This window comes from Rhizobium sp. ZPR4 (assembly GCF_040215725.1).
Taxonomy (GTDB): Bacteria; Pseudomonadota; Alphaproteobacteria; order Rhizobiales; family Rhizobiaceae; genus Rhizobium; species Rhizobium rhizogenes_D.
Map to the genome: position 1 here is coordinate 2,571,054 of NZ_CP157967.1, position 16,672 is coordinate 2,587,725.

Here is a 16,672-nt window from a genome sequence, read left to right on the forward strand (position 1 = left end):
CCAAATGAAGCCAAACTGAATGACGGATCAGGGAAGGATGCATAAATCCTGACACGAACCTGAAAGCCGTCACAATGTCACTTGCAAGCAACAGCAGTGCCTGAAAACCGCGCTTCAGCTCAAATTTGCACGCAGCCTCTAGGCCGCGCAAACCCGATTTCGATCGCAAACGAGTAGAACTTGCCGAATCAAAAAAGGAGCCCAAACGGGCTCCCCGAAGCTATACTGATGTTTATATCTGGCCTATTCGACCGAATTGAACTTCTTCACCTGAAGGAAATTCACTGCCGAACCGCTGAAGCGTTCGGGATCGATCGATGCCGTCTGCACCTTGAAACCATCCGTGTAAACGGCAGTCGGCTGGGCACGGAGCGTCGGGCTCACGAAGCGCGGTGCCTTGACCGGGCGGTTCACAATCTCGACCCGGGCCTTTGCGATCGCCCATTGCGAGATCATCTTCTCCGTCAGCGTCGGCGCAGTCGTCACAGTTGCTCGGCCTGAATCGGCATCGACGGCATCCTGTTTGTTTGGCCGGCCGCCCTTGGTCGCAATACCAGCGGCAATCGGACGTTCCTGCGGCGTTGTCGGCTCGAAGCCGTCGTTGAAGCGACGGTTACTGGCTTTAACTTCGCTGCGGATCGGCGCGAGCGCGGCCACTTGCATCGGCATTTGCTGAGCCGGTCTCTGCTGCGGCAGAACGGCGGCGATTGCCTGCGCCGCGTCATTACCGTTGCTTGCGGGCGCCAGCTGATCCTTCGACGCGACGTTGTTTGACGGCTGTGCCACCGGAACCGCACTATTGGCATCCGATCGATCGGGACGGCTTTGCTCCAGAGCCGCAATGACCGAAGGCGAAAGTGCGCCTGCATCAGCCTGGTCGTCGGCAGCCTCCTGATCGGCATCGGCTGATGCCAGGAGGCTTTCCGCCAGTTCCGGACGCTGCGCCGGCACCGGAACGGCTGCCAGCTGGCCTTTCATGTCAGCTTCGGCCGATGCCACTTCCGCATCACCAGGCGAACGCCGATCAAGCAAGGATGGTACGGGCACATGATAGGAGCGAAGATCGGCATATTGCGGCTGATCGCCCGTATCCGGCATGGCGGCGGCAAGCGCATCCTGAGCAGCGTTACGAGACGGCGAGACGAGAGCGGAAGCCACATCGCTGCCGGCAGGCTGATTGCCAAATGCCGGGCGAACCTGCGGAACAGGCGCGTTTACGCTGGCGACCTGAACCTGGGCCGGGGCTGGGGCCGGAGCGGCGCCATCGTCACCATCATCACTGGCAACCGGAGCCGGCTGACCCTTGCGGGCAGCCGAGGCGACAGCCACCGGTGCCGCCGTCGTTCCGGTATCCGCATTGTCCTCTTCCTCATCCGCACCGCCGCCGCCACCAAACAGGCGAGCGAAGAAACCGCGGCGCGGCGAAGAGGAACTGGCGATCTGGATATCGTCGGACGACATGCGGCGCTTATAATCGGCAACCGCCTGCTGGTAGCCAGGCAACGGCTTGCCGTCGGCCGGAATATGCATCGTCTTGCCATCCGGGAAGAGGCGGACGAGGTCCTGGCGATCCATGCGCGGCCATGCGCGCACACCACCGACGTCCATATGCACGAAGGGCGATCCCGAGGTCGGATAATAGCCGACGCCGCCGACCTGCAGCTTCATGCCGATTTCGCGCAGCTTGGTGAGCTTGACGTCGGGAATATAGAAGTCCATCGCGTTGCCGAGCATATGCTGGCTCTTCTTGGCAACGCCGGTATGGGCGTTGCGCGTGCGCAGCATCTCGTTGGTGCCTGGCGAACGGAAACCGCAGATCACGTAGATGAATTCATGTGAACCGCTTTCGCGGTAGACTTCCCAGATCAGGTCGAACAGGCGCGGATTCATCTTGGTCGGCTGATTCTTGCGCCAGTCGCGCAGGATGCGATTCAGCTTCTCCAGGCCGTCCGGATCGAACTTGCCATTGCGCTTGTAAGTGATGACGGCCTTTTCGCCGGTGTGGACATAATAGATCTTCAGGCTGCGGGTTTCACCGCCAGCCTGCGAGGGAGTGCCAACGAAAACAGGGGTAGAAACGGCCAAAGCAAGGAGGCCAACGGCTACGACCTTGGCCACCTTGCTAAATAGGTTAGAGCACGCAGAATGCCAGCTCAAGCTATTAGGCTTGGTATTTGCACTCAAATTCGGCAATTCGATCCCCGTCCGACAGACAATGTCGCATCGTGTTCCAAATGGCTGTCAATTGCGGTGACACGATGGCAAAAATGCCACACATGATCGACCCCTTCATACATGGTGAACGATGCACTAACAAGTGCTTTACGACGGGTAACAAAATATGCTTGCCTAAACGTTAAGCTTTCCTTCATGCAGCACTTTTTTGCGGATCATCCGGGTCTATGCCGTAGTCTTTCAACTTCCGATAGAGGGTTGAACGGCCGATACCGAGCTTTCTCGCGACCTGACTCATCTGCCCGCGATAGAATTTGAGGGCAAATCGGATCAATTCTTCCTCGACATCCGCCAGTTTCCTCACATCGCCTGACGTGTTCGTGCTGACGATGACGTTGTCGGACGCACCCGCCGACGCATCGACTGAAGCAAGCGGAGTGGTTGCAGCCGATCCGTGCGAAACCCCGTAAGCGACCCGTTCGCTTCTTTCAGCTGCGAGAACTTCGGCCGAAGAGGCATGCGAATTATCCACAACCAAGGTCGGATGCTCGGCAGCGAAATAGCCGGGCAGTTGCGCGGCGATCTGCGGGAAATCCGTGTCGAGCAGCTCGGGCCCTTCGGAGAGAACAACCGCACGGAAAACAGCGTTTTCGAGCTGGCGGATATTGCCCGGCCAGTCGTAGGCGGTCAGCAGCGCAAGGGCATCGTTGCTGATCCCGAGCGGGTGATCGAGCTTCTGCTCCAGCGCGAACCGGTCGGCAAAAGCGCGTGCCAGATGCGGGATGTCTTCCTTGCGGCGACGAAGCGCCGGCATGGTGATCGGGAAAACGTTAAGGCGATAGTAGAGATCCTCGCGGAACCGCCCTGCCTTGACCTCTTCGATCAGATCCTTGTTCGTGGCCGAAATCAGCCGGACATTGACCTTCTGTGCGACGCGCGCACCGACGGTCTCGATCTCGCCCTGCTGCACGGCGCGCAGCAGCTTGACCTGGACTTCCAGCGGCAGATCGCCAATCTCGTCGAGGAACAGCGTGCCGCCATCGGCCTCCATGAATTTGCCGACATGACGCTCGGCCGCACCGGTGAACGCGCCCTTCTCATGACCGAAAAGGATGCTTTCGACGAGATTGTGCGGGATCGCACCACAGTTGACGGTGACGAACGGCTTGCCGGCGCGGTCGCTTGCGGCCTGGATGGCGCGGGCCACCAGTTCCTTGCCGACGCCCGACTCGCCTTCCAGCACCACCGGAATGTTCGATTGCGCGGCGCGATGGGCGAGATCGATCACGCGCATCATTGCCGGGCTTGCCGAGACGATGTCGTCGAAGGTGATGCTGCTCGAGCGCGACTTGCGTCCGGCGCGGGCCTTTGCCTCGCGCTGGTCGAGCTTCAGAGCATTGGCGATCGATGCCGCGATACGCTCCGGCGATACGGGCTTGACGACGAAATCGAAGGCGCCGGCGCGCATCGCTTGCACCACGGTATCGATACCGCCCTGCCCCGTCTGCACGATCACGGGCAGGTCGATGCCCATATCGTTCAGCGCGCCCAGGAACTCGATGCCGTTCATTTCCGGCATCATGAGATCAAGTACGATCACGTTGATCTGATCGTTGCCACGCTTCAGGAACTCAAGGCCGAGACGGCCATTTTCTGCCAAATGGGCAACGTGTCCGTGCCGCTCGATGGCATTCTTAAGCAGACGGCGTTGAATCGGATCATCCTCAACAACGAGAATCTGCGCGCCCCCCTTGGCGCTATTGTAAACGGTCATTGGTGCCTCACTTCATGCGAAACCTGACACGGACATTCGCAGAAAGGCTTGAACATGAAGTTTTGCCAAAACCTCGCATTTTAATCATTGTGACGAATGTAACGCCGTCCATGATTCAACCTTCGGTGCAGGAAAATCAGGCCTTGCAGCAGGCTTTCCAGCCGAATAGACACGAACGGATCGGACGATCCGAAAAATAAAAGCAGAGGAAATTTCGCCCATGAGCCCGACCTCGCTCCACTCCCTCATTAATTTCTCGGCCATTAAATTCTCAGCGGGCCAGGCGACCGGCCAGGCACTTGGAGACCTGCCGGCCTGGAAGCTAAGCGATCTCTATCCTTCCTCCACGTCCCCCGAATTCATCGGCGATATGGAAAAGGCCGGCAAGATGGCCATTGCCTTCGAGGAAAAGTGGAAGGGCAAGCTTACCGATGCAGCGGCCAAAACGGGCGACGCCGGCATCGGCGCAGCCATCAAGGAGTATGAGGCGCTTGACGATATCATGGGGCGCCTCGGCTCGTATGCCGGGCTCACCTATTTTTCCAACACCATCGATCCCGCCAACGGCAAGCTCTATGGCGACGTTCAGGCAAAGCTGACCGACTATGCCGCACATCTGCTGTTTTTCCCGCTGGAACTGAACCGCATCGACGACGCTGTGATGGATGCCTGCATGGCGAACGACGCCACCGCCGGCCACTATCGCCCCTGGATCGTCGACCTGCGCAAGGACAAGCCGCATCAGCTCGACGACAAGCTCGAGCAGCTGTTCCTGGAGAAGTCGATGACCAGCGCCGCTGCCTTCAACCGGCTGTTCGACGAGACGATGGCGGAGCTGCGCTTCGAGATCGACGGCGAGAAGCAGCCGCTGGAAGTCGCCTTGAACATGCTGCAGGAACAGGATCCGGAAGCACGCCGCAAGGCGGCCATGGCACTTGCCGAAACCTTCAAGGCCAATCTGCGCACCTTCACGCTGATCACCAATACGCTCGCCAAGGACAAGGAAATCGCTGACCGCTGGCGCGGCTTCGAGGACATCGCCGATTCGAGGCATCTGGCCAACCGCGTTGAGCGCGAGGTGGTGGATGCACTCGCAGCCGCTGTGCGCGACGCCTATCCGCGCCTGTCGCATCGCTATTATAAGATGAAGGCCAAGTGGCTCGGCATGGACCAGATGAACTTCTGGGACCGCAATGCGCCGCTGCCGGAAACGCCCAATGCGCTGATCCCCTGGACCGATGCGAAAGACACGGTTCTTTCGGCCTACGGCAATTTCGCGCCGGAGATGGCTGCGATCGCCAAGCGCTTCTTCGACGAGGAATGGATCGACGCGCCGGTGCGTCCCGGCAAGGCGCCGGGGGCCTTTGCGCATCCGACCGTGCCGTCAGCCCATCCTTATGTGCTGGTCAACTATATGGGCAAGCCGCGCGATGTCATGACGCTGGCCCATGAACTCGGCCATGGCGTGCATCAGGTACTGGCCGGCGGCCAGGGCGCGCTGATGTGCCAGACACCTTTGACTCTTGCCGAGACCGCATCCGTCTTCGGCGAAATGCTGACCTTCCGCGCGCTGCTCGACAAGACCACGGACAAGCGCGAACGCAAGGCGATGCTCGCCCAGAAGGTCGAGGACATGATCAACACGGTCGTGCGCCAGATCGCCTTCTACGAATTCGAGCGCAAGGTGCACACCGCCCGCAAGAATGGTGAACTGACATCGGACAATATCGGCGAGCTGTGGCTCTCCGTGCAGGAGGAAAGCTTAGGCCCGGCGATCAAGATCTCCGAGGGTTACGAGACCTATTGGGCCTATATCCCCCATTTCATCCACTCGCCCTTCTACGTTTACGCCTATGCCTTCGGCGATTGCCTGGTGAACTCGCTCTATGCCGTCTACCGCAACGCCGAGAAGGGCTTCCAGGAGAAGTATTTCGAGCTCCTGAAGGCCGGCGGCACCAAGCATCATTCCGAACTCCTGAAGCCTTTCGGCCTCGACGCCACCGATCCGTCGTTCTGGAGCAAGGGTTTGTCGATGATCGAAGGGCTGATCGACGAGCTGGAAGCGTTAGATTTAGATAAGGACTGAGATCTCTCGCTTGCTCGCAGGAGTGGCAGGTCAGGCACGTCTGCCATCGCTGCATCCTCGCGCATGACCCCTCACCCCGACCCTCTCCCCGCCAATGTGGGGAGAGGGAGATACGGCAGCAATATTTGCATCATTTGGGCAAGAATGGTGCGGTAAACGCCGGATCGGTTCCCTCTCCCCACGAGCGGGGAGAGGGCAAGGGTGAGGGGCCAAGCGTAACGGCACCTGCAATCATGCCTGGGATCGACTGAACGAAACACTGGATCGAAATCCGCGCATGGCCGACGCCATACCCTACGTCCTCTTCAGGGACGACAGCACCGCACAGGTGATGATCTTTGCCGAACCGGCCGAGATCATCATCGCCCATACGCGCGAGCAATTCTTCGATGCCCTCGATCGAATGGAAGACGCCAGGCGGCAGGGAAAGTGGCTTGCCGGCTACATCGCCTATGAGGCCGGCCATCTCTTCGAGGAAAAACTCGCGCCCTTCGCCGAGGAAAACAGGGAAACGCCCCTGCTTTGCTTCGGCGTTTTCGACGCCCCGGCGGCGGATGACCATCCGCTTGCTCAGCCCGCACAGCGGCAGGAAAACCAGGAGTTCCTGACGGAGCCGAAAGCTACCTGGGATTTCGAGACCTATCGGGAGCGCTTCGACAGGCTGCATCAGCATCTACGCCTGGGCGATTGCTATCAGGCAAATCTCACCATGCCGATCCATGCGCGCTGGAACGGCGATCCCCGCGCCGCCTTCTGGTCGCTGATCGAGCGGCAACCCGTCAAATACGGCGCGCTCGTCGATCTCGGCGGTCCTATCATCCTGTCACGCTCGCCGGAGCTTTTCTTCCGCACGGACAAGAACGGCTGGATCGAGACGCATCCGATGAAGGGCACAGCCAAGCGCGGCGCAAATGCCGCGGAGGACGACGCGATCGTCGCCGCCATGCTCGCCGATGAGAAGACGCAGGCCGAAAACCGCATGATCGTCGACCTGCTGCGCAACGATATCTCGCGCATCACGCAAGTCGGCACGCTGGACGTCCCCAAGCTCTTCGAAATCGAGACCTACCCTACCCTGCACCAGATGGTCAGCCATGTGCAGGCCAAGCTGCTGCCTGATATATCGATCCGCGGCATCCTTGCCGCGCTCTTCCCCTGCGGCTCGATCACCGGCGCGCCGAAAATGCGGGCGATGGAAATCCTGCATGACCTCGAAGACGGCCCCCGCGATGCCTATTGCGGCGCGATCGGCATGATCTCGCCCACAGGCGCCATGCGTTTTTCGGTGGCGATCCGCACGATCTCGCTTTTCGAAGACGGCCGCGCAGTGTTCAATGTCGGCGGAGGCATCGTCTTCGATTCGACGGCGGAAGCGGAATATGAGGAATGCCTCCTCAAGGCGCGCTTCGCCGTGGGGGACCGATGGATCGACCGGTAGAGGATTTTTCCCTGATCGAGACGCTGCGCTACGAGCCGGAAACCGGCTTCATCCGCCTGCGCCTGCATCTCGCCCGGCTGCAGCGCTCCGCCCGCCGCCTCGGCTTTTCTGCTCCCAGGAACGTGCTCGGAAACCTGGAACAGGCGGTCGCCGGTGCTGGCGTACCGTTAAGGGTCCGGCTGACACTGGATCGCGACGGGCAGACCGAAGTGACGACGACACCGTTTGTCCCGCTGCTGCCCGACACCGTCTGGCGCGTGCGCATTGCCACAACCCGGCTCGATTCCGCCGACAAGCTGCTGCGCGTCAAGACTACGCGCCGCACGGTCTATGAAGCGGCCCGCGCGGAGTATCGGCCCGATGAAGCGGATGAAGTGCTGCTGCTCAATGAGAAGAATGAGGTGTGCGAGGGGACGATCACCTCAATCTTCCTTGAGGATGATCCAGACACCTTACGCACCCCGCCGATATCCTCCGGTCTCCTCGCCGGCGTCCTGCGCACCGAACTCATCTGTCAGCGCAAGGCCCGTGTCGGTCGCATCCAGCTCGACGACCTGAAAGATCGCACCCTTTACGTTGGAAACTCCCTGCGTGGCCTGATCCGTGCACAACTTCTATGGAATTGATTGATGTTCATTCTCTCGCTCACCTACCTCAAGGGCAATGACGAAGCCGACAAGCACATGGAGCCGCATATGGCCTGGGTGAAAGAGGGCTATGCGAAGGGCTGGTTCCTTGCCTCCGGCCGCAAGGTGCCACGCACCGGCGGCGTCATCTTCGCCCGCGGCGAGAGGACCGAACTGGAGGCCTACGTCGCCGCCGACCCCTTCACCATCCATGGCGTCGCCGCCTACGAGGTCCAGGAAATTGCACTCACCACGGTCACCGATGGTCTGGAAACCTTGAAGGGGTGATGATCGGCGGGAGATCGCGGCCAACACGCAACATTCCGCTTATGTCAGCGAAAACCAACCTTGAAGGCAACAAACCCGTCGCATAAGGCGTGTATGTTGGCCGTCACTTGACTTTGCCCGGCTAACCCTGAACAGCTCTTTATTGTGACATCAAATTATGATTAGAGCCGCTCACCCAGCGTTTTCGCGCAAACTCTGCCAGCGCTTTCGCGCAAACTCTAACTAGATTTCGTGAACCGAACGGCGTCCTGCCTTTCGAAGGAGAAAAGAATGACGAAACACAACTATCCGGTATATGCCGAAATTACCGGTCCGATCGTGATGATCGGCTTTGGCTCCATCGGCCGTGGCACCCTGCCCCTGATCGAGCGCCATTTCAAATTCGACAAGAGCCGGATGGTCGTCATCGACCCGCGTGAAGAGCCAGCCGATATGGAAATCCTGGCGAAGCACGGCGTCCGCCACATCAAGGCATATGTCACCAAGGACAATTACAAGGAACTCCTGAAGCCGCTCCTGACGGAAGGCGGCGGCCAGGGCTTCTGCGTCAACCTCTCGGTCGACACCGGCTCGCTCGATCTGGTCAAGCTCTGCCGCAAGCTCGACGTGCTCTACATCGACACCGTCGTCGAACCCTGGCTCGGCTTCTATTTCGACAAGAATCTGAAGAACGCCGACCGCACCAACTATGCCCTGCGCGAAACCATGCGCAAGGAGAAGGAAAAGAACCCGGGCGGCACGACGGCGGTTTCCACCTGCGGCGCCAATCCGGGCATGGTCTCCTGGTTCGTCAAGCAGGCGCTCGTCAACCTCGCCAAGGATATCGGCCTGAAGTTCGAAGAGCCGGATCAGCATGACCGCGAAGGCTGGGCCAAGCTGATGAAGAAGGTCGGCGTCAAGGGCGTCCACATTGCCGAGCGCGACACCCAGCGCACCAAGCATCCGAAGCCGCTCAACGTCTTCTGGAACACTTGGTCGGTCGAAGGTTTCATCTCCGAAGGTCTGCAGCCGGCCGAGCTTGGCTGGGGCACCCATGAAGAGTGGATGCCGAAGAACGCCAAGAAGCACAAGAAGGGCTGCAAGGCTGCCATCTATCTGGAACAGCCGGGCGCGAACACCCGCGTCCGTACCTGGTGCCCGACCCCCGGCCCGCAATACGGTTTCCTGGTGACCCACAACGAGTCGATCTCGATCGCCGACTATTTCACCGTGCGCGACAAGGACGGCGAAGTCACCTTCCGCCCGACCTGCCACTACGCCTATCATCCGGCCAACGACGCCGTGCTCTCGCTGCATGAGATGTTCGGCAACGGCGGCACCCCGCAGCCGGTTCACCACGTTCTTGACGAGCATGAACTGGAAGACGGCGTCGACGAACTCGGCGTGCTGCTTTACGGCCATGCCAAGAACGCCTACTGGTACGGCTCGCGCCTGTCTCTCGAAGAGACCCGCCGCATCGCCCCCTACCAGAACGCCACCGGTCTGCAGGTAACGTCTGCCGTTCTCGCCGGCATGGTCTGGGCACTGGAAAATCCGAAGGCCGGCATCGTCGAAGCCGACGAAGTCGACTACAAGCGCTGCCTCGAAGTGCAGCTGCCCTATCTCGGCCCGGTCGAAGGTCACTACACCGACTGGACCCCGCTCGATGGCCGCCCGGGCCTCTTCCCGGAAGACATCGACACCAAGGATCCGTGGCAGTTCCGGAACATTCTGGTTCGCTAAGAGTATAGCGTTAACCCGATGCAAGGCTCGAATGCCCGCACAGGTCGTGCGGGCATTTTTGTTACGCAAGCCAGATAAATCAAGCAGATCGCCTGTGACATCTTGCTTTAGCTCGATGGTCGCGCCATCTTCCTTGCAACCGATACGCCTTTAGACCGCCCCTATTCGCGGGAGATATTTATGAAGATGAGAACCGCTCTTGCCCTCCTCGCTGCTGCGGCAGCTTTATCTGCCTGCGTCGATTTCGGCGGCTCCAGACCGCCGCCGATGGCAATGAACCCTGGCGGCTCCCAGCCGCGCATGAATTCAGTGGAAGGAAGCTGGGCAGATTCGAACGGCCTGAATTCGACCTTCAACGCCGGCCGATTCGAAACGCACACGACGGATGGCACGAACCAGCAGATGGCTTCGGGAACCTATACGACCGATCCGTCGGGCGTCATTCAGATCAATCTCTATTCGAATATCAAGCGCACCTCTTCGAAGGTCAATTGCTTCCTGGCCAATCCGGGCCAGCTCAACTGCACGTCCGAAACCGGCGGGCATTTCTCGCTTAATCGCCAGGGCTGATAGAAGCTGGATGAACGGATAGGCCGCGATGCGCGCGATGATGATTCTCTACCTGGCTCTCATCGCCGCGCTTCCGCTGGCCATCCTGGCGACCATTACCCCCGTCAACACTTATCGCGCTCAAGGCTTCGAAGCCCTTGATTGTGACGGCCCGGCAAGCGTCCTCCTTTTTGCCGTACCGGCTTTGCTCATCTATGGCGCCGGCACTATCCTGCTCTACCGAAAGCGGAATCGGCGCCTTCATCTTGTCGCCTTCCTCTGTTGTGCGCTCGTCTTCTGCTCTGTCGGCTGGAATGCCGCAGCAGCGCTGCGCGAATCCTATGGCGCTGCCTCCGTCGAGGCCTGTGCCTGATCCGGCGCTCCAATCCGCCGCTTTGTAAAATCCTAATGAAGCCAACAGCTTTTGCTTGCGCTCGCTCCGCCGTGATGAAAACATCGGCGTGGGGGACCGCCTCGGGGCATTGGCGGGCCGGATTGCAATGACCAACAGGAGAGACAGATGAAGCAGCCCTTCGGAGTGGGTCTTTTGGCCGCCACGCTGCTGGCGCTGAGCACCAGCGCCGCCTTCGCGGACTATCAACTCAACATCCTGCACTTCAACGATTTCCATTCGCGCGTTGAATCGATCAACAAGTTCGACGCCACCTGCTCTGCAGCCGAAGAAGCCAAGAACGAGTGCTTCGGCGGTGCAGCACGGCTGAAAGCCGCCATCGACCAGAGACGTGCCGCCCTTGCCGGCCAGAACGTAGTCGTCCTCGATGCCGGCGACAATTTCCAGGGCTCCCTGTTCTATACGACCTACAAGGGTGCGGCCGAAGGCGAATTCCTCAACGACATGAAGATCGACGCCATGACGGTCGGCAACCACGAATTCGACGATGGCGAAGGCCCGCTTGCAGCCTTCCTCGACAAGGCGCAGTTCCCGGTCGTGACGGCCAATCTGGTGGTCGACGACCAATCGAAGCTCGGCAACCGCATCAAGAAGTCGATCGTGCTCGATATCGGCGGCCAGAAGATCGGCATCGTCGGCGCGGTGACGACCGAAACGCCTGAGCTTGCCTCTCCCGGCCCCCATGTGAAGATCACCGACGATGCCGCCGCCATCAGTGCCGAAGTCGATGCGCTGAAATCGCAAGGCGTCAACAAGATCATCGCGCTCACCCATGTCGGCTATCCGCGCGATGTCGAGAAGATCGCCAAGATCGCCGGCGTCAGCGTCGTCGTCGGCGGTCACTCGCATACGCTCCTGTCGAATACCGACCCGAAGGCAGCCGGCCCCTACCCGACCATGGTCGACAATCCGGCCGGCTATAAGGTCCCCGTCGTCCAGGCCGCGTCCTATAGCAAATATCTTGGCGATCTCGTCATCACCTTCGACGACAACGGCGCTGTCAAGGACGCCAAGGGCGATCCGATCCTGCTCGATGCCTCCATCAAGCCCGATCCGACGATCCTCGCACGCGTGCAGGAGATGGCAAAACCGATCGAGGAACTACGCAGGAAGATCATCGGCAATTCGCAAGGGCCGATCGAAGGCGCACGTGAAATCTGCCGCGTTCAGGAATGCTCAATGGGCAATCTTGTCGCCGACGCGATGCTCGACCGCACCAAGGCGCAGGGCATTTCCATCGCCATCCAGAACGGCGGCGGCCTGCGTGCCTCGATCGCCGCCGGTGATGTCAGCATGGGCGACGTGCTGACCGTGCTGCCATTCCAGAACACGGTTGCGACCTTTCAGCTGACCGGCGCCGACGTCAAGGCGGCGCTCGAAAACGGGCTCAGCCAGATCGATGACGGCGCTGGCCGCTTCCCCCAGGTAGCCGGCCTCAAATACAGCTTCGACAAATCGAAGCCCCCGGGCAGCCGCCTCGTCTCCGTCGACGTGCAGGAAGGCACCGAATTCAAGCCGATCGACCCGGAAAAGACCTATGGCGTCGTCAGCAACAACTATATGCGCGCCGGCGGCGACGGCTATACCGTCTTCGCCAAGGACGGCAAGAACGCCTACGATTTCGGCCCCAATCTGGAATCGGTGGTCGCCGATTATCTTGGCGCGCACAATCCCTATAAACCCTATACGGATGGCCGCATAACCCAGGTTGCCGCAACGGCGACAACCGCTCAGCCGGAGCCGGCGAAGCCCGCCGCAACGGCACCGCAGGCAGCACCGGAGCAGAAACCGGCAGCTTCTGCTACCGATAACGGCACCGCCTCGCCCACGACAACACCGCCGGCCTCTTCCGCCCCGACGGTGACGACGCCGAGCACGACGACCCCGGTCAACCCGACGCCCACGCCGACCGTTCCGGCAAATTCGGATCCGGCAGCCTCGACACCCGCCGCCTCGGCTCCAGCGGCGCAAACTCCGGCCACCTCCGCACCCGCGACCACGGCTCCGGCAACGGCAGCGCCCGAGGCCAAGGCAAGCGAACCGCCGAAGACACCGACGACCCACGTCGTCATCGCCGGCGACACGCTGTGGGATATTGCCAAGACCTACTACGGCAACGCCAAGCAATGGCACAAACTCGTGGCCGCCAACCACAACATCAAGCCGCATCACCTGACGGTCGGCGAAAAGTTGAGGATTCCGGCCAAGTAAGGACGATTTGTCTCGCTTACACCAGCCGGTCCGGGCTTCCCCGAACCGGCTTTTGTTCTTATGTGAAGTGCTTCGTATCTTGAGAGGAATTCGATCGATGACAGCAGACCTGACCGCGCTTGCGCCCAATCACCCGAGCGTGAAATACGGCAAGGTCGGCGTGCTGCTCGTCAATCTCGGAACACCCGACAGCACCGACTACTCCTCGATGCGTCGCTATCTGAAAGAATTCCTGACCGACCGCCGCGTCATCGAATGGTCGCGCTGGAAATGGTATCCGATCCTGTTCGGCATCGTGCTCAACACTCGTCCGGGGAAAGTCGGCAAGGCCTATGCAACGATCTGGAACAAGGAGAAGGACGAAAGCTATCTGCGCACCTATACCCGCAACCAGTCCGACCTGATGGCCGAGCGGCTGCGCGATCTGCCCAACGTCAAGGTCGACTGGGCCATGCGCTATGGCCAGCCGTCAATCGCCGATCGCATCCAGGCACTAAAGGACGGTGGCTGCGAGCGCATCGTGCTCTTTCCGCTCTATCCGCAATATGCGGCGGCCACGACGGCTACCGTCAACGACAAGGCGTTCGAGAAGCTCCAGAAGATGCGCTGGCAGCCGGCCATCCGCACCGTCCCGCAATATCACGACGACGAGACCTATATCGAGGCGCTCGCCAATTCGGTCACCCGGCACCTGTCGACGCTGGACTGGCAGCCGGAAAAGATCATCGCGTCCTTCCACGGCATTCCCATGTCTTACTTCAAGCTCGGCGACCCCTATTACTGCTTCTGTCAGAAGACCGGCCGGCTGCTGCGCGAGAAGCTTGGCCTATCCGAAGATCAGTTCATGGTCACCTTCCAGTCCCGCTTCGGACCGGAGGAATGGCTGCAGCCCTATACCGACAAGACGGTGGAAGAGCTTGCAAAGAATGGCACCAAGCGGATCGCCGTGCTCAATCCCGGCTTCGTCTCGGACTGCCTCGAGACGCTCGAAGAGATCGCCGAGCAGGCGGCGGAATCCTTCCATCACAACGGTGGCGACAAATTCACCCACATTCCCTGTCTCAACGACAGCGAAGACGGCATGAACGTGCTGGAAAAGGTCGTGCGGCGGGAGCTGCTCGGCTGGGCGTGACAGACCGCCGGCAGCGATGCCGGCGACACGGCTCTATTGCAGCTGCGGCTTTCTGAGGAAACTGCCGCGATCGGCGGATTTGACACGCAGCCAGGCTTCGCGGCCGTCGCGCAGCACACGCATGGGGATCTCGGAGCCGGCTGGACCGCTCTGCCAGATCTTGCGATAGAAATCAGCGAGCCCGTCGACCTCGCCATCGCGGATTTCAGAAATGACATCGCCCCGGCGCAAGCCCGCCTTGGCAGCCGGGCCGCCCTCGGTGACGCTCATGACGACGACTTCGCCATTGCTTTCGGCAGAGAAGGCGCCAAGCCAGGGTCGCGGCGGCTTGTTGACATGGCCGCGCTTGATGAGATCGTCCAGGATCGGCATCAAAAGATTGATCGGCACGATCATGTTGATATCAGCGCTGTCACCATTCTGGGTTGCCATCTGCAGGTGCAGCGAACCGATGCCGAGAAGTTTGCCTTTTTCGTCGACAAGTGCCGCTCCGCCCCAAGAGGGATGGGCCGGTGCCGTGAAGATCGCTTCGTCGAGCAGATATTCCCAATAGCCGGCGAACTCCTGCTTGGCGACGATCTTCGCCTCGACGAACTGGCCGATCCCGTCGGCGATGACAACTTCATCGCCGATCTCGGCCTTGTTGGTATCGCCGAATTCGAGGGCGGGCACATCGAGAGGCCCGAGCGCCTGCACGAGCCCGAATCCCGTTTCCTGATCGTAGGCGAGCGCATGGCCGGGCACGACGCGGCCACTATTGGTCGTGAGCCAGACCTCGTCGGCTTCGGTGATGAGATAACCGATCGTCAATACCAGGCCGTTTCCGCGGATGACGACGCCACTCCCTTCTCTGCGGGTGCCGAGCGTTGCCGCCGTGAAGGCGTCTTCCGGAATTGAAGCGTGCACGGCCACAACCGACCGCAAGGTCCTATCTAAGTTCATGGCTTCACCCTGATGATGCGCGATGGCTTGCCCCGAAAGGCTGCTTGGCAGCGGAGCTGGAAGTTCATGTAATAAAGTATGAACATCAATCGCCGGGCGCAAGACCCAGACGGCGATTGGTTGATCGGCCGCGTAGCGAAACGCCTGCTGCGGCCCCATTCCTCACTTGCCGAGAACATGCTAACCCACCACATCTGATTGAGCTGCCGCCTCATGAGCTCGACCGAGCATAGGAGGCCGAACGGTAGCGGTTTACGCGACGCGAGCCTGTTCAGGCAGGCGCGTCCATGGAGGAGTTCGATGGTCGTCGGTGGTTTCAGCATCGTTGTGATTGCCCTGGTTGTCTTGGTCATTCTGGTGCTGTTTGCAGGCATCAAGACCGTGCCGCAGGGCTATCGGTACACGGTCCAGCGCTTCGGCCGCTATATCCGCACGCTGGAGCCGGGGCTCAATCTGATCGTGCCCTTCATCGAAACGGTCGGCGCTCGCATGAATGTGATGGAACAGGTCCTCGCCGTGCCGACCCAGGAGGTCATCACCAAGGACAATGCCAGCATCTCGGCCGATGCGGTCGCCTTTTTCCAGGTGCTGAATGCTGCCCAGGCCGCCTATCAGATCACCAATCTCGAAAGCGCGATCCTCAATCTCACCAAGACCAACATCCGCTCCGTCATGGGCTCGATGGATCTCGATGAGCTGCTGTCGAACCGCGACGCCATCAACGAGCGGCTGCTACGCGTCGTCGACGAGGCGGCCGAGCCCTGGGGCATCAAGGTGACGCGCGTCGAAATCAAGGACATCCAGCCGCCGAAGGATCTCGTCGACGCCATGGCGCGGCAGATGAAGGCGGAGCGCGAAAAGCGTGCTCAGGTTCTGGAGGCGGAAGGCATGCGCAACGCGCAGATTCTGCGCGCTGAAGGCGCCAAGCAGGCCGCTGTGCTCCAGGCAGAAGGTCAGCGTGAGGCAGCCTTCCGCAATGCCGAGGCTCGCGAGCGCCTGGCCGAGGCCGAGGCGAAGGCGACCCGTGTGGTGTCCGAGGCGATTGCCGAAGGCAATGTCCAGGCGATCAACTACTTCATCGCGCAGAAGTATACCGAAGCCCTGACCGCGATCGGCTCTGCCGGCAATTCGAAGATCGTGCTGATGCCGATGGAGGCAAGCTCGATCATCGGTTCGCTCGGCGGCATCGGTGCGATCGCCCGCGAGGTCTTCGGCGACAATGGCGACGGCAATGGCGCGCCGCAGCAGCCTCGCCCGCGTCCAGGCCCCGCGCGCACGACGCCAGCGATCAATCCGCTGACACCGAAGGAGAGCTGA

General features: G+C 60.5%; 13 protein-coding genes. 10 read left to right on the forward strand and 3 right to left on the reverse strand.

The genetic code is table 11. The features are described from left to right. Nucleotides 1-243: 243 nt before the first annotated feature. Together ABOK31_RS12680 and ABOK31_RS12685 are read right to left on the reverse strand one after the other, a co-directional pair. Complete coding sequence (locus ABOK31_RS12680) at nt 244-2,193, reverse strand: DUF882 domain-containing protein (RefSeq protein WP_349956267.1); 1,950 nt, start codon at nt 2,191-2,193, stop codon at nt 244-246. Nucleotides 2,194-2,368: 175 nt separating this feature from the next. Next, entirely contained in the window at nt 2,369-3,949 is a 1,581-nt protein-coding gene (locus ABOK31_RS12685) for a sigma-54 dependent transcriptional regulator (RefSeq protein ID WP_349956268.1), read from the reverse strand. 220 nt (nt 3,950-4,169) lie between these two features. Here ABOK31_RS12685 and ABOK31_RS12690 point away from each other — a divergent pair, with 220 nt between their 5' ends. The 9 genes from ABOK31_RS12690 to hemH all read left to right on the forward strand — a co-directional run bounded on the left by ABOK31_RS12690 (nt 4,170) and on the right by hemH (nt 14,413). Continuing rightward, nucleotides 4,170-6,035, forward strand: a complete 1,866-nt coding sequence (locus ABOK31_RS12690; RefSeq protein WP_349956269.1) for a M3 family oligoendopeptidase — start codon at nt 4,170-4,172, stop codon at nt 6,033-6,035. A gap of 277 nt (nt 6,036-6,312) precedes the next feature. Further along, entirely contained in the window at nt 6,313-7,473 is a 1,161-nt protein-coding gene (locus ABOK31_RS12695; protein WP_349956270.1) for an aminodeoxychorismate synthase component I, read from the forward strand. Then, nucleotides 7,458-8,099 carry an aminotransferase class IV family protein gene (locus ABOK31_RS12700; protein WP_349956271.1) on the forward strand — a complete coding sequence of 214 codons (642 nt, stop codon included), beginning with the start codon at nt 7,458-7,460 and terminating at the stop codon, nt 8,097-8,099. Before ABOK31_RS12695 ends, ABOK31_RS12700 begins: the two co-directional genes overlap by 16 nt. 3 nt (nt 8,100-8,102) lie before the next feature. Further along, entirely contained in the window at nt 8,103-8,387 is a 285-nt protein-coding gene (locus ABOK31_RS12705; RefSeq protein WP_349956272.1) for a YciI family protein, read from the forward strand. 270 nt (nt 8,388-8,657) lie between these two features. Then, nucleotides 8,658-10,109, forward strand: coding sequence for a homospermidine synthase (locus tag ABOK31_RS12710; RefSeq protein WP_349956273.1), 1,452 nt, complete (start codon nt 8,658-8,660; stop codon nt 10,107-10,109). A gap of 180 nt (nt 10,110-10,289) precedes the next feature. After that, nucleotides 10,290-10,679 (forward strand): hypothetical protein, encoded by a 390-nt coding sequence (locus ABOK31_RS12715; protein WP_174176836.1) that lies wholly within the window; start codon nt 10,290-10,292, stop codon nt 10,677-10,679. Nucleotides 10,680-10,707: 28 nt separating this feature from the next. Continuing rightward, a complete protein-coding gene (locus tag ABOK31_RS12720; protein WP_174176838.1) occupies nt 10,708-11,031 on the forward strand; it encodes a hypothetical protein in 324 nt (107 codons plus the stop codon). 147 nt (nt 11,032-11,178) lie between these two features. After that, nucleotides 11,179-13,281, forward strand: coding sequence for a 5'-nucleotidase C-terminal domain-containing protein (locus ABOK31_RS12725; protein WP_349956274.1), 2,103 nt, complete (start codon nt 11,179-11,181; stop codon nt 13,279-13,281). 97 nt (nt 13,282-13,378) lie between these two features. After that, nucleotides 13,379-14,413 carry a ferrochelatase gene (hemH, locus tag ABOK31_RS12730; RefSeq protein ID WP_349956275.1) on the forward strand — a complete coding sequence of 345 codons (1,035 nt, stop codon included), beginning with the start codon at nt 13,379-13,381 and terminating at the stop codon, nt 14,411-14,413. 33 nt (nt 14,414-14,446) lie between these two features. On the opposite strand, the gene ABOK31_RS12735 is transcribed toward hemH, so the two are convergent. Next, nucleotides 14,447-15,355 (reverse strand): S1C family serine protease, encoded by a 909-nt coding sequence (locus tag ABOK31_RS12735; RefSeq protein ID WP_174176843.1) that lies wholly within the window; start codon nt 15,353-15,355, stop codon nt 14,447-14,449. Between the two features lie 300 nt (nt 15,356-15,655). Here ABOK31_RS12735 and ABOK31_RS12740 point away from each other — a divergent pair, with 300 nt between their 5' ends. Further along, complete coding sequence (locus ABOK31_RS12740) at nt 15,656-16,672, forward strand: SPFH domain-containing protein (protein ID WP_174176845.1); 1,017 nt, start codon at nt 15,656-15,658, stop codon at nt 16,670-16,672.

Excerpts from the sequence above, each read along its gene's own strand:
- hemH (WP_349956275.1), top strand. The coding sequence starts at position 13,379 with ATGACAGCAGACCTGACCGCGCTTGCGCCCAATCACCCGAGCGTGAAA.
- ABOK31_RS12720 (WP_174176838.1), top strand. The coding sequence starts at position 10,708 with ATGCGCGCGATGATGATTCTCTACCTGGCTCTCATCGCCGCGCTTCCG.
- ABOK31_RS12740 (WP_174176845.1), top strand. The coding sequence starts at position 15,656 with ATGGTCGTCGGTGGTTTCAGCATCGTTGTGATTGCCCTGGTTGTCTTG.
- ABOK31_RS12715 (WP_174176836.1), top strand. The coding sequence starts at position 10,290 with ATGAAGATGAGAACCGCTCTTGCCCTCCTCGCTGCTGCGGCAGCTTTA.
- ABOK31_RS12685 (WP_349956268.1), bottom strand. The coding sequence starts at position 3,949 with ATGACCGTTTACAATAGCGCCAAGGGGGGCGCGCAGATTCTCGTTGTT.
- ABOK31_RS12690 (WP_349956269.1), top strand. The coding sequence starts at position 4,170 with ATGAGCCCGACCTCGCTCCACTCCCTCATTAATTTCTCGGCCATTAAA.
- ABOK31_RS12700 (WP_349956271.1), top strand. The coding sequence starts at position 7,458 with ATGGATCGACCGGTAGAGGATTTTTCCCTGATCGAGACGCTGCGCTAC.
- ABOK31_RS12695 (WP_349956270.1), top strand. The coding sequence starts at position 6,313 with ATGGCCGACGCCATACCCTACGTCCTCTTCAGGGACGACAGCACCGCA.
- ABOK31_RS12705 (WP_349956272.1), top strand. The coding sequence starts at position 8,103 with ATGTTCATTCTCTCGCTCACCTACCTCAAGGGCAATGACGAAGCCGAC.
- ABOK31_RS12725 (WP_349956274.1), top strand. The coding sequence starts at position 11,179 with ATGAAGCAGCCCTTCGGAGTGGGTCTTTTGGCCGCCACGCTGCTGGCG.
- ABOK31_RS12710 (WP_349956273.1), top strand. The coding sequence starts at position 8,658 with ATGACGAAACACAACTATCCGGTATATGCCGAAATTACCGGTCCGATC.
- ABOK31_RS12735 (WP_174176843.1), bottom strand. The coding sequence starts at position 15,355 with ATGAACTTAGATAGGACCTTGCGGTCGGTTGTGGCCGTGCACGCTTCA.